Here is a 12,219-nt window from a genome sequence, read left to right on the forward strand (position 1 = left end):
GCTACCCGGCGCGCGTTACCCGTATCGCCAACAACTCACCGCCGCCCTGCAATGCATGCCGTTGCCTTTCACCAGCACCCAACCACGCGGTATCGCCGGCCTGCATCGGTGGCAGCCCGCTGTCCGCGCCGAATTCCGCATGCCCGGCCAGCAGGTACAGCGCCCAGGCCACGCCCGGTTCGCAGAAGAAGAACATCGACCCCACCAGCGGCCGGTGCAGCAGTTCGGCCTGCAACAGCCCGCGCTTCCACATCAGGTTGAAATCGTGGGTGGTGCCATCGACCAGCTCGCCGTCCAGCGCTACCTCACCGGCAAAGCGCACGCGCCCGTGCGGTCGCAGTACCTCGGCCACGCGGCCATCGGCGAAACGCAGGCGCACGCCATTGCCCTGCAGCAGCACCAGCTCGCGCTCCACCCCGGGGAACGCCGAGAACGCGGCGTCCTGCTCGATCTCGGCCACCGACAGGCGCAGCGCCCAGTCATCACCCTGCGCGGGCAGGCGCAGGATCTCGCGGGTCCAGCCCAGGCCGTTGCGCCAGCGTTCGCGGCGGTAATCCAGGCTGGAGATCACCTGGCTCGGGGTGCGCAGCAGAGCATCTATGTCCATGCGCGCATTGCATCATGCCGCGCGCGATCGCGCATCACCGCGCAGCAACGCCGCCCGCTTCGCCACACTGCGGTGACAGCAGCTGCGAATGCTGCAGCCATTGCGGGTCGGGATAGTAGGCAAACACCAGGGTGCCGCCACGCAGCGAATCGATCAGCGGCCGCGACACCGACAGGCGTACCGCCGGGCAGCCGAGGCTGCGGCCCAGCCGGCCCTGCAGGCGGGCCATCGTCGGGTTCACATAGGGCGCACCGTGGATGACGATCGCGCGGTCACGTGCCTTGTCGTTGAAGCCCGGCTCCAGCCCGTCCAGGCGCAGCGAATAGCCGTTGCCGCCCATGTAGGTTTCCTGCGCGGTGAACGCACCGATGCTGGACATGAAGCTGCCATCGCGGTTGGAGAAGTGCTCGGTGCGGTTGCCGCCACTGTTGCGGCCGTGCGCCACCCATTCCTCGAACAGCAGCCGCTGCCGCGCCAGGTCGAACACCCACAGGCGCTGCTCGGTGGACGGCCGCGAGTAATCGATGACGCCCAGCCGCTCGGCCTTGATGCCCAGCTCCGGCCGCTGCAGGGCGCAGCGCAACGCCGTCGCCGCCAGCTTCAATACGTGGCGGTCGGCGTTGGGCGCCGTGCGCGCCAGCAGCGCGGTCAGGTCGTCGGTGCTGGCGGTGGCGGGCGGCGCCGCGGCGACAGCGCTGCCGGCGGCGACCAGCGCGAGCAGACCGCAGGCGGCCTGCCAGCGCGTGCGTGAAGCAATCATGGGCACACGGTATTCGCTCAGGACTTCTTCGACGTGGGCGTGGCGGGTTCGGATTCCAAGACCGGCTGCAACCCCGATTCAGCCGCGCTTGGGCGCACCGCGGGCAGCGAGGTGACCAGCAGGGTCGTGCCCGGCACCAGCACCTGGTACAGCTGGCGGGCGAAATCGGCCGGCAGCGCCATCGGCAACGACGGCGTGGCCAGCAGGTCCGGGGTGGCCTGCGCGCGGTCCAGGCCCAGCAGCGGGTAGGCGGTCCACTGGTGCAGGCGCTGCTGCGTGTCCAGCGGGCTGGGCGTATCGCTGAAGCCCTGCCCCATCACGAACAACGTGGTGCCCTGGAACGCCGGCAGCGCATCGGCCCGCAGCGGCGATTCGCCGATCATCACGCCATCGCGCAGCACGTACAGGCGCTGGTCGTGCAGGCTGACCAGGATGCCGACCTGGCCGCTGGGGGCGACCGCATCGTCCCACCAGGCTTTGGCCGGGCTGGCGCCTTCAGTTTCCGGCAGAGCCTGGCCACGCGCGTTCACCGGTGCCAGCACCGCCGGGTAGGCCAGGGTCATCGGCGCACTCTTGGCGTCGGCCACCACCACCGTGTCGCCGCGCTGGGTTGCGCTGAACAGCTTCTGCGCGAACGCCTGCGGCAGGCGCACGCAGCCGTGCGAGGCCGGGTGCCCGGGCAGGCTGCCGCCATGCAGGGCAATGCCATCCCAGGTCAGCCGCTGCATGTAGGGCATCGGCGCGCTGTTGTAGAGGTTGGATTTGTGGTCCTTGTCTTTCTGCAGGATCGTGAACACGCCCGTGGGGGTTTCGTGCCCGGCCTTGCCCGAACTGATCGTGCTCAGGCCGATGGCGATGCCGTTGCGGTACACGTAGGCGCGCTGCTCATCCAGGCTGACCACCAGCACGATCGGGCCCACCGGCGACACTTCCGGGTGCCACAGGTACTCACCGGGCTTCAGATCGGTCGGGCCACGCACTTCGGCCGTAGCGGTGGCGGGCGTGGCGGCCTGGGCCGCCAACGGCAGGGCCAGGGCAAGTGCGAGCATCAGGGGCAGGCGGGGCAGGCGCATCCAGCAGGTTCCAATCCGTGGGGAACCTCCAACCTACACCATTGGCGGTGCAGCGCCGTGCCAGAACGTGCCCGCGCCAGAAAGCGAAATGCCCGGCGACACAACCATGTGTCGTACCGGGCACTCGTTACGTCCTTGTCGGCCTGCTGCCTCCCCCTCGCATCCTGCGCTGTGGGGGCGGCGTTGCATCCTGCACGCGGCCGCGTTCGTCCTGCTTGTATCTCAGCCCCTTCCACAGGTCTGTGATGCCACCATCCTGGTGATTGGTGCCGCATCCCTGCGACGGTCGGTGGGCACGTCCTTCCTGTCCGTGTCCGATGAACCAGCCTCCTGCCGGTCCCGACGATCCTGCTGTCAACGCCTGGGTACGGAGCGCACCGGTACCGATCCGGGTACCGGATCCGCTGGCAACATCGTGTTGCCGACGGTGATCCGCTGTCGATTCCGTTCGACGATTGCTGTCCCTATCCCCTTCACCTGCGTCAAGTCCTCGACGCGATGAAATGGGCCGTGTCTGCGCCGGTGCTCGACGATTGCCGCTGCCTTTACGGCCCCGACCATCGTCAATCCCTGCTGCAGCGCCTGGGCATCGGCCCGGTTGATGTCAATCGGCTCGGCGGCTTGCGCCCCCACCATCCACATCCCCAGTACCAACACCCTGAACACGACTGGCCAAGGCACGACGTGTATCTCCTTGTGGTTCTGGCCGTCCCGACCGGCAATCCTGTCGGTCGAAACAGTGTCCGTCACCACATGCACACAGACTATCGGTTTCCGGGATTTCTAAAAGCCAGCCAAATACCCGACGTGCTGTAGGAAAAACCCTACCCCCGGCACAGGCGTAGAATGGCCGCATCACACGCCCATGCAACCGGAGTTTCAGATGGACAGCGCCAAGCTCGGCCAATTCGTCAATGACAAGTGGGACAGCGAGATCGTCCCGCAGTTGGTCGACTACATCCGCATCCCCAACAAGTCGCCGATGTTCGACGCCAACTGGGTGCAGAACGGCTACATGGAACAGGCGGTCACCCTGATGGAAAACTGGGCCAAGGCCCAGGAACTGCCCGGCCTGAAGGTCGAGGTGGTCCGCCTGGAAGGCCGCACGCCGCTGATTTTCCTGGAAATTCCGGCCACCGGCGCCGAGACCGGCGACGACACCATCCTGCTCTACGGGCACCTGGACAAGCAGCCGGAAATGACCGGCTGGGACGAGGACCTCGGCCCGTGGATCCCGGTCCTGCGCGGCGACAAGCTGTATGGCCGCGGTGGCGCCGACGACGGTTACGCCATCTTCGGTTCGCTTGCCGCCGTGCTGGCCCTGCAGGCCCAGGGCCTGCCGCACGCCCGCTGCGTGGTGCTGATCGAAGCCTGTGAAGAATCCGGCAGCTACGACCTGCCCGCCTATGTCGACCACCTGGCCGACCGCATCGGCAAGCCGTCGCTGGTGGTCTGCCTGGATTCGGGCTGCGCCAACTACGACCAGCTGTGGTGCACCACCTCCCTGCGTGGCCTGACCGGCGGCAACTTCACCGTCAAGGTGCTCAACGAAGGCGTGCATTCCGGCGATGCCTCCGGCGTGATCCCGTCCAGCTTCCGCCTGCTGCGCCAGATCCTGTCGCGCATCGAGGACCAGGACACCGGCCGCATCCTGATCGACGGCATGAACGTGGAGATCCCGGCCGAGCGCCTGGCCCAGGCCAAGCGTGCCGCCGAAGTGGTCGATACCGAGATCTTCGAGAAGTTCCCGATGGTCGACGGCCTGCGCCCGATGAACGAAGACCTGACCGAGCTGGTGCTCAACCGCACCTGGCGCCCGGCGCTGTCGGTCACCGGCGTGGGTGGCATGCCGCCGCTGGAATCGGCCGGCAACGTGCTGCGCCCGCAGACCTCGGTGAAGCTGTCGCTGCGCCTGCCGCCGACCGCCGACGGCAAGACCTGCGGCGAACTGCTGAAGGAAGCGCTGCTGCGCGATCCGCCGAACGGCGCCCAGGTCACCCTGGACCTGGAAAAGGCCTCCACCGGCTGGAACGCCCCGGCCATGGCGCCGTGGCTGACCCAGGCCATCGACGACGCCAGCCAGGCCTTCTTCGGCAAGCCGGCGATGTACATGGGCGAAGGCGGCTCGATCCCGTTCATGGGCATGCTGGGCGAGAAGTTCCCGGGCGCGCAGTTCATGATCACCGGCGTGCTCGGCCCGCACTCCAACGCACACGGCCCGAACGAGTTCCTGCATATCCCGATGGGCAAGAAGGTCACCGCCTGCGTGTCCAAGGTCATCAGCGAGCACTACGCCGCCAGCCTGCGTGGCGAGACCAGCGGTTCGCCGGTGGCAGCCGACAGCGGCACCCGCCACGGCGACCACGGCTGCTGCTGACCGCACACCCGTGACGGACGCAGCCTGGCCTTGCTAGGCTGCGTCCACCCCAAGCGGAACGCATGCACATGAATGGTCTGTTCGGCAGCAGCAGCTGGCTGTACATCCTGCTGGTCGGCTTCTTCGTCGGCCTGCTCGGGCGTTTCTTCATGCCCGGCAACAACCGCATGGGCTGCCTGCTGACCATCGTGCTCGGCATCGTCGGCGCATTGGTGGCCGGCTGGTTCGGCCAGTACATGGGCTGGTACGCCCCCGGCGAGCCGGCCGGTTTCCTCGGCGCCGTGGTCGGCGCGGTGGCCGTGCTGGCACTGATGCGGCTGTTCACTCCGCGCCGCTGACGCCCCTCTTCCTTCTTTCTTCATGAGCTTGGCGCGCCCGTCGCGCCCCGAACTGCCTGCATGACCGAACCCGCCTCCGATCCCCAGCGCAGCGCGCAGCGCCTGCAGTGGGCCCGCACCCAGCTGGACGACGCCAACACGGTGGTCGAGCGCGCTTCGGTCGACGCCGGCCTGCGCAGCTATTGGCGTACCACCAGCCGTGGCGGCAGCCACATCGTGATGGATGCCCCGCCCGGCCTGGAAGATCCGCAGCCATGGTTGCGCATGCGCGGCCTGCTGCACGACCACGGCCTGCGCGTGCCCGCCCTGCTCGCCCAGGATCTCGACGCCGGCTTCCTGCTGCTGGAGGACCTCGGTGGCCCGACCCTGGCCAAGGTGCTGGACGAACGCAATGCCGATGCCTGGTTCGGCCGCGCCATCGACCAGCTGCTGCGCCTGCAGGCGATTCCCGTGCCGGATGATTTCGGCCGCTTCGGCGAAGCCCTGCTGCAGCGCGACGCCGGCCTGTTCGACGAATGGTTCCTGCAACGCCACCTGGGCATCACCCTGGAAGCCGCCGAGGCCGAAGGCCTGCAGCAGGCGCAGCGCCTGCTGATGGACAACGCGCTGGGCCAGGCCCAGCTGATGACCCATCGCGACTACATGCCGCGCAACCTGATGCCGGTCGACGACGGTCCGGCCATCCTCGATTTCCAGGACCTGGTGCGTGGCCCGATCGCCTACGACGCGGTGAGCCTGTTCAAGGACGCGTTCCTGAGCTGGCCGCTGCCGCGCGTGGACGCATGGCTGGCGCAGTACCACCAGCGTGCGCTCGACGCCGGCCTGCCGGTGCCTGACCGCGCGACCTTCCTGCGCGACGCCGACTGGATGGGCATCCAGCGCCACCTGAAGTGCCTGGGCATCTTCAGCCGCCTGCGTTACCGCGACAACAAGGGCCACTACCTGGACGACGTGCCGCGCTTCATTGGCTACCTGGACGAAGTGCTGCCGCGCTACCCCGAACTGGCCCCGCTGCAGCAGCTGCTGGACGTGCGCATCAAGCCGGCTGTGGCCGAACTGGCCGCACCGATGCGCGTGGTGCGCTGATGAAAGCCCTGATCTTCGCCGCCGGCCTGGGCGAGCGCATGCGCCCGCTGACCCTGCACACGCCCAAGCCGTTGTTGGCGGTGGCCGGCAAGCCGCTGATCGTCTGGCACCTGGAGCGGCTGGCCGCACTGGGCGTGCGCGAGGTGGTCATCAACACCGCATGGCTGGCCGGGCAGTTCCCGGCCACGCTGGGCGATGGCAGCCACTGGGGCCTGCAGCTGCACTTCGTGCACGAAGGCGAGACCCCGCTGGAGACCGGCGGCGGCATCCTCAACGCGCTGCCGCGGCTGGGCGATGCGCCGTTCCTGGTGGTCAACGGCGATATCTGGACCGATTTCGATTTCGCCACCCTGCCCCGCGAGCCGCAGGGCCAGGCGCACCTGGTACTGGTGGACAACCCGGCGCAGCACCCCGAGGGCGACTACCGCCTGGATGCGCAGGGCCTGCTGCACCACGACCGCGCCGGCCCGTGCCTGACCTATGCCGGCATCGGCGTGTACCGCCCGTCGATCGTGGCGGACTGGCGCGCGGTGATCGGCGATGCGCCGGGCAGCGAGCGAGACCCGCCGAAGTTCTCGGTGGTGCCGCTGCAGAAGCATTTCATGGCGCAGGGGTTGATGACCGGGCAGCACCATCGCGGGCGCTGGACCGATGTCGGGACGGTGGATCGGCTGCGGGCGCTGGACGCGGAGTTGGCAGCGAACGGCTGAGCCCCTCGTGGCTGGCAGCGTGGTCGGTAGAGTCGAGCTTGCTCGACTGCAAAGCCGTGCTTGGCCGGGCGGGATGGCTACACCGGGGACGCCGTGAATCCATCCATGGAGGCTTGTCCGCGGCATCCATGCCGCAGACACCCCCGCGTAGCCATCCCGCCCGGCCTCTGACAGTTTCCGTGCGCGTCCAGCCACGGAAAAGAAAAAGAAAAGCAAAAGCGGATCGCGTCGCTGCGCTCGCTCACTTGCTCTTGTAGAGCCGAGCCCACGCTCGGCTGCCTTTGGCCGTCCGCCCCCATGCAAGAAAGCCGAGCATAGGCTCGGCTCTACAGGAAATTCATTCCCGCGTGGTGTCGACCAACGGTCGACACCCACCAAGAGCCGCGGGAACCTGTCGAAGGCGGGGCGCTGTGGGCTTGCAGGGTGTGAGCCGCATGGATGCGGCGACCAAGCCCCCATGGATGGGTTTACGGCGTCCCCGCACGCCCACAGCGCCCCGCCTCCCCTCAGGAAGCCAGCACTTGATCTTGACGTTGCTCCAGCGGGTGCAGGGCGGCAGCCCTGCAAAGAAAACACACCCCTCAGTAGCGAGGGCGGCCTTCTTCCAGTACCTGGCGCAGGAACGGCACCGTGATCCGCCGCTTCGCCGCCAGCGATTCCCGGTCCAGCCAGTCCAGCAGCGTGATCAACCCACCCAGCTCGCGCCCGGTGTGCGACAGCAGCCACTCGATGGCCGCTTCGTCGATCGCCAGCCCACGCCGCAGCGCGCGCTCGCGCAACACTGCCGCGCGGCCTTCCTCATCCAGCGGCTGCAGCAGCACGCGCACGCACTGGCCCAGCCGCGAACGCAGGTCCGGCAGCACCAGACCCAGCTCGCCCGGCGCACGCTGCGCCGTGTACAGCACCGTCACCCCCGCCGCGCGCGCGCGGTTGTGGAAGTCGAACAGCGCGATCTCGTCCTCGCGATGGCCCGCCACCGCATCCAGGCCATCCAGCGCCACCAGTTCGCGCTGCTCCAGGCCATCCAGCGCCGCCGCCACCCGGCCGACCGCACCGGCCAGCGGCACGTAGGTCGGCAGGCGCCCGGCCTGCTGCGCGCTGGAACACATCGCCAGCGCCTGGTGGGTCTTGCCCGTGCCCGCCGCACCTTCCAGGTAGACCCAGTCGTGGCTGGCACCCACCGCGATCGCACGCAGCTGCGCCAGCGCGCCATCCGGCGCACCGATGAAGGTCTCCAGGCGCTGGTCCCGCGGGTAATGCAGGGCCAGCGGAAGTTGCGGCACACCAATCACTTCGGGTCCGGGCCGTTCTCGTAGGGGTCGAGGATGATATGGGGCGCGTCGATCACGCCATCAAGCACGATCGCCGGCTTTTCGCCGACGTACAGCTCGCTCTGGCGGTAACGCTGGTGCGCATAGCGCAGCAGCACGTTGCTGACCGCCGCCACCGGCAGCGCCAGCAGCATGCCGAGGAAACCGAACAGCTGGCCACCGGCCATCACCGCGAAGATCACCGCCACCGGGTGCAGGCCGATCTTGTCGCCGACGATGCGCGGGGTCAGCACGTAGCTCTCCAGCAGCTGGCCAACGGTGAACACCACGCCGACCAGGAGCAGCAGCTTCAGGTCGATGCCCTGTGCCTGCACGAGCGCTGCCACCACTGCCATCACGATGCCGGTGGTCGCGCCCAGGTAAGGGATGAAGCTGATCAGGCCAGCCACCAGGCCGATCAGCAGGCCCAGCTTCAGGCCGACCATCGACAGGCCGGCGGCGTAGATCACGCCCAGCGCCACCATCACCAGGAACTGGCCACGGATGAACGCGCCCAGCACCTCGTTGGATTCGCGGGCCAGGTTGGTGATCGTGCCGATGTGGTTGCGCGGGATCACCGAGGCCACGCGCTCGACCAGCTTGTCCCAGTCACGCAGGAAGTAGAACGCCAGGATCGGCAGCAGCGCCAGGTTGACCATCCAGGTCACCACCGTGAAGCCCGAGCGCGAGACATAGCCCATGAAGGTCGTGGCGAAGCCGCCGGCCTGCTGCCAATGGCTGCGCACCCACTCGATCAGGCGGTCCGGATCCATCCACTGCATCACTTCCAGGCCGGTCTTCTGCTCGAACCAGGGGATGCCGGTCTGCATCAGCCAGGCCTGGGCCTGCGGAACAGCGGCCATCAACGTGGTGATCTGGCGCTCGATCATCGGTACCAGCACCAGCAGCAGTGCGGTGATGACCAGCACCATGGCCACGAACACCAGCACCACGCCGGTATTGCGCGAACGGCCGGTGGCCTCGATGCGGTCGACCAGCGGGTCGCCCAGCCAGGCCAGCGCCAAGGCCAGCACGAACGGGGTCAGGATGGGGGCCAGCAGCCACACCACCCAGCCGATCAGCAGGGCGACGGCCACGTACTTCAGCCGTCGCAGGAACTGCGCGATTTCCGCTTCCGGGGCCTGGATCATCGCAGTCGGTACTCGTTGCTGACCGGGGCCGGCTGCGGTGCGCCGGTGCTGTCATCGATCGGCGCCGGCAGGGCCGGCAGGGGCGCCGAAGGCACCAGCACGCCGTTGTCGCCCAGCATGCGGTTGAAGCCGGCCAGGCCGGTGGTCATTTCCAGGTTCAGCTCCAGGCGGTCGCCCGTCGCCCGCAGCGGGGTGACGTTGCGCACCACCGGCACCTCGCGCAGGCCGGCGGCCAGGCGCAGGTACTCATCGGCGCTGTTGATGCCGGTCACCACCACGCGGTAGGCACCGGCTGCACCGGTGGCCGCGCCGGCCTTGGCGTAGCGCTTGACCAGGGCATCGGCGGCGCCGTCGGCACCGGCCGCCATCGCGCGCATGGCGTTGGCGTCCTTGGTGGTCCACTTGTTCAGCTCGCGGCCGTTGTCGACGAACACCCAGTCCGCCTGCCAGCCGCCATTGGCGCGGTACAGCTTGCCGATCAGCTGCATCGGCGGCGAGTAGCGTGACGACGCGCGGGCCACCGCAGCGCTGTCCTGGCGCCAGATCGCGCCGGCCAGGGCCTGTTCGGCGGCGCCGCCACTGGGCAGGCCCAGCTTGTAGCCGCGCTCGATGGCCCGGTTCAGCAGCGGGCGCGCGGCATTGGCCTGCTGCACGCTGACCAGGCGCGGGCCACTGCCGTCGTCCACCGCCAGCCAGACCACCGGCTTCGGCCGCGGCTGCGGCCACAGCGGCAGCCCCAGGGCCGACACCAGCGCATCGACGTCATCTTCGCGGAAACGGGCCACCAGCAGGGTCCGGTAGCTGGGTGCGCCACTGGCGCCCACGCTCTGATCCTGCTTGAAGTCATAGCTGGCCACGTAGTCCTTGGCGTTGCGCAGGGCCTGCGCCACGCCGGGGCGCGACATGACGCTGCGGTCACCGGACAGCTTGCCCAGGACCACGCTCAGGGCACGGGCCAGGCCACCGTTGCGGTCGGCCTCGGCCTGGCTGTTGACGGGCACTTCGGCCTCGTAGGCACCACTGGCGGTGGCGACATCGCCCTCGGTGCGAAGGCCGCTCTGGGCCATCGTGGCCACCGGCAGGCACAGCGCAAGGAGCAGGGTGAGAATAAGGCTGCGGCGCATCAGGACATCCATTGGCTCGACGTATCCGGGGGGAATTGTTGCCCGAATACGGACTTTGCGCCAATGCGGCCTGTTAAAATCGCCCGTTCAACCCCTGCCAGCGCCGACGCCCGTGACCAACACCCCGTCTTCCGCCCCCTCCCCCCTCACCTACCGTGATGCGGGCGTCGACATCGACGCCGGCAACGAACTGGTCGAGCGGATCAAGCCCCTGGTCAAGCGCAGCTTCCGCCCGGAAGTGATGGGCGGCCTGGGCGGCTTCGGCGCCCTGTTCGACCTGTCCAACAAGTACCGCGAGCCGGTGCTGGTGTCGGGCACCGACGGCGTGGGCACCAAGCTGAAGCTGGCCCACCAGCTGAACCGCCACGATACGATCGGCATCGACCTGGTCGCCATGTGCGTCAACGACGTGCTGGTGCAGGGCGCCGAGCCGCTGTTCTTCCTGGACTATTTCGCCACCGGCAAGCTGGACATCGACACCGCCGCGGCGGTCGTGGGCGGCATCGCCAACGGCTGCACCGAGGCAGGCTGCGCGCTGATCGGCGGCGAAACCGCTGAAATGCCCGACATGTACGCCCCGGGCGAATACGACCTGGCCGGCTTCACCGTCGCTGCGGTCGAGAAGAGCGAACTGAAGGACGGCGCCAGCGTGGCCGCCGGCGACGTGCTGATCGGCATCGCCTCCTCCGGCCCGCATTCCAACGGCTACTCGCTGGTGCGCCGCATCTACGACCGCGCCGGCCAGCCGGCCGACCTGGAGCTGGAAGACGGGGTGAAGCTGGTCGATGCGCTGATGGCGCCGACCCGCCTGTACGTCAAGCCGATCCTGTCGCTGCTGAAGTCGCATGGCGCGGCCATCCACGGCATGGCCCACATCACCGGTGGCGGCCTGACCGAGAACATCATCCGCGTGGTGCCCGAAGGCCTGGGCCTGGACATCCAGGCCTCGGCCTGGCCGCTGCCGCCGGTGTTCCAGTGGCTGCAGAAGGAAGGCGCCGTCGTCGACAGCGAAATGTGGCGCACCTTCAACTGCGGCATCGGCTTCGTGCTGATCGTCGCCCCGGAGCAGGTCGCTGCCGTGTCCGAAGCCGTGCAGGCGCAGGGCCTGGCTCACTGGCCGATCGGCCAGGTGGTCACCGCCAGCGGCGCCGAGCGCGTCCGCATTGCCTGATACGCACCCAGGAGCCCGCATGGACGCTACGCCCCCCCTGCCCACCGCACCGGTGCCGCCCCCGGCACCGGCCGTGCCCGGGCTGACCTCGCAGGACAACGACCACCTGCGCCTGCTCTCGATCTTCCACTACGTGGTGGCCGGGCTGGCGGCGGTGTTCGCCCTGATCTTCGTGTTCCACATCGTGATGGGCATCGCCATGCTCAACGGCACCCTGCCGATGAGCTCCAACGGCCAGCCCAGCTCGGCGCAGGAACAGCAGTTCGCGGGCTGGTTGTTCATCATCATGGGCAGCGGCGTCGTCTCGCTTGGCCTGGTGATGGCCGGCTTCATCGCCTATGCCGGGCGCTGCCTGAAGCAGCGGCGGCGCTACCTGCTGTGCCTGGTCGTGGCCGGCCTGTCGTGCCTGTTCACCCCGTTCGGCACCGTGCTGGGCGTGTTCACCCTGATCGTGCTGCTGCGGCCACAGGTGAAGGCCGCCTTTGCCGCCAACGTCCCTACCCGAAGCTGAG

General features: G+C 68.5%; 13 protein-coding genes. 6 read left to right on the plus strand and 7 right to left on the minus strand.

The genetic code is table 11. The features are described 5' to 3' along the window. Position 1: 1 nt before the first annotated feature. From IAE41_RS12965 to IAE41_RS12980, 4 genes are all read right to left on the minus strand, one after another. A complete protein-coding gene (locus IAE41_RS12965; RefSeq protein ID WP_200733402.1) occupies positions 2–607 on the minus strand; it encodes a HutD family protein in 606 nt (201 codons plus the stop codon). Between the two features lie 34 nt (positions 608–641). After that, positions 642–1,367 (minus strand): murein L,D-transpeptidase catalytic domain family protein, encoded by a 726-nt coding sequence (locus IAE41_RS12970; protein ID WP_079220931.1) that lies wholly within the window; start codon positions 1,365–1,367, stop codon positions 642–644. A 17-nt stretch (positions 1,368–1,384) separates the two neighbouring features. Then, positions 1,385–2,440, minus strand: coding sequence for a L,D-transpeptidase (locus IAE41_RS12975; protein WP_200733403.1), 1,056 nt, complete (start codon positions 2,438–2,440; stop codon positions 1,385–1,387). A 354-nt stretch (positions 2,441–2,794) separates the two neighbouring features. Further along, a complete protein-coding gene (locus tag IAE41_RS12980; RefSeq protein WP_200733423.1) occupies positions 2,795–3,193 on the minus strand; it encodes a helix-hairpin-helix domain-containing protein in 399 nt (132 codons plus the stop codon). Between the two features lie 130 nt (positions 3,194–3,323). Between IAE41_RS12980 and IAE41_RS12985 the strand changes: the two genes are divergently transcribed. From IAE41_RS12985 to murU, 4 genes are all read left to right on the plus strand, one after another. Further along, complete coding sequence (locus tag IAE41_RS12985) at positions 3,324–4,817, plus strand: M20 family metallopeptidase (protein WP_079220928.1); 1,494 nt, start codon at positions 3,324–3,326, stop codon at positions 4,815–4,817. Positions 4,818–4,885: 68 nt separating this feature from the next. After that, on the plus strand, positions 4,886–5,155 hold the full coding sequence (locus IAE41_RS12990) for a GlsB/YeaQ/YmgE family stress response membrane protein (protein WP_108764310.1): 270 nt from the start codon (positions 4,886–4,888) through the stop codon (positions 5,153–5,155). A 60-nt stretch (positions 5,156–5,215) separates the two neighbouring features. After that, positions 5,216–6,241 carry a phosphotransferase gene (locus tag IAE41_RS12995; RefSeq protein WP_200733404.1) on the plus strand — a complete coding sequence of 342 codons (1,026 nt, stop codon included), beginning with the start codon at positions 5,216–5,218 and terminating at the stop codon, positions 6,239–6,241. Continuing rightward, on the plus strand, positions 6,241–6,951 hold the full coding sequence (murU, locus tag IAE41_RS13000; RefSeq protein ID WP_200733405.1) for an N-acetylmuramate alpha-1-phosphate uridylyltransferase MurU: 711 nt from the start codon (positions 6,241–6,243) through the stop codon (positions 6,949–6,951). Before IAE41_RS12995 ends, murU begins: the two co-directional genes overlap by 1 nt. A gap of 581 nt (positions 6,952–7,532) precedes the next feature. Here the strand turns inward: murU and hda are convergent. From hda to IAE41_RS13015, 3 genes are read right to left on the minus strand one after another with little or no spacing between them, the layout of a single operon-like run. After that, positions 7,533–8,240 (minus strand): DnaA regulatory inactivator Hda, encoded by a 708-nt coding sequence (gene hda / locus IAE41_RS13005; RefSeq protein WP_079225113.1) that lies wholly within the window; start codon positions 8,238–8,240, stop codon positions 7,533–7,535. Then, on the minus strand, positions 8,240–9,412 hold the full coding sequence (locus tag IAE41_RS13010) for an AI-2E family transporter (RefSeq protein ID WP_079220921.1): 1,173 nt from the start codon (positions 9,410–9,412) through the stop codon (positions 8,240–8,242). Before IAE41_RS13010 ends, hda begins: the two co-directional genes overlap by 1 nt. After that, on the minus strand, positions 9,409–10,536 hold the full coding sequence (locus tag IAE41_RS13015; RefSeq protein WP_234458502.1) for a DUF2066 domain-containing protein: 1,128 nt from the start codon (positions 10,534–10,536) through the stop codon (positions 9,409–9,411). Before IAE41_RS13015 ends, IAE41_RS13010 begins: the two co-directional genes overlap by 4 nt. A 112-nt stretch (positions 10,537–10,648) precedes the next feature. Between IAE41_RS13015 and purM the strand changes: the two genes are divergently transcribed. Both purM and IAE41_RS13025 read left to right on the plus strand, forming a co-directional pair. Further along, positions 10,649–11,707 carry a phosphoribosylformylglycinamidine cyclo-ligase gene (gene purM / locus IAE41_RS13020; RefSeq protein ID WP_079220917.1) on the plus strand — a complete coding sequence of 353 codons (1,059 nt, stop codon included), beginning with the start codon at positions 10,649–10,651 and terminating at the stop codon, positions 11,705–11,707. A 19-nt stretch (positions 11,708–11,726) separates the two neighbouring features. Next, on the plus strand, positions 11,727–12,218 hold the full coding sequence (locus IAE41_RS13025; RefSeq protein ID WP_079220916.1) for a hypothetical protein: 492 nt from the start codon (positions 11,727–11,729) through the stop codon (positions 12,216–12,218). The last annotated feature ends 1 nt before the right edge of the window (position 12,219 follow it).

Source organism: Stenotrophomonas sp. S39 (assembly GCF_016624665.1).
GTDB lineage: Bacteria > Pseudomonadota > Gammaproteobacteria > Xanthomonadales > Xanthomonadaceae > Stenotrophomonas.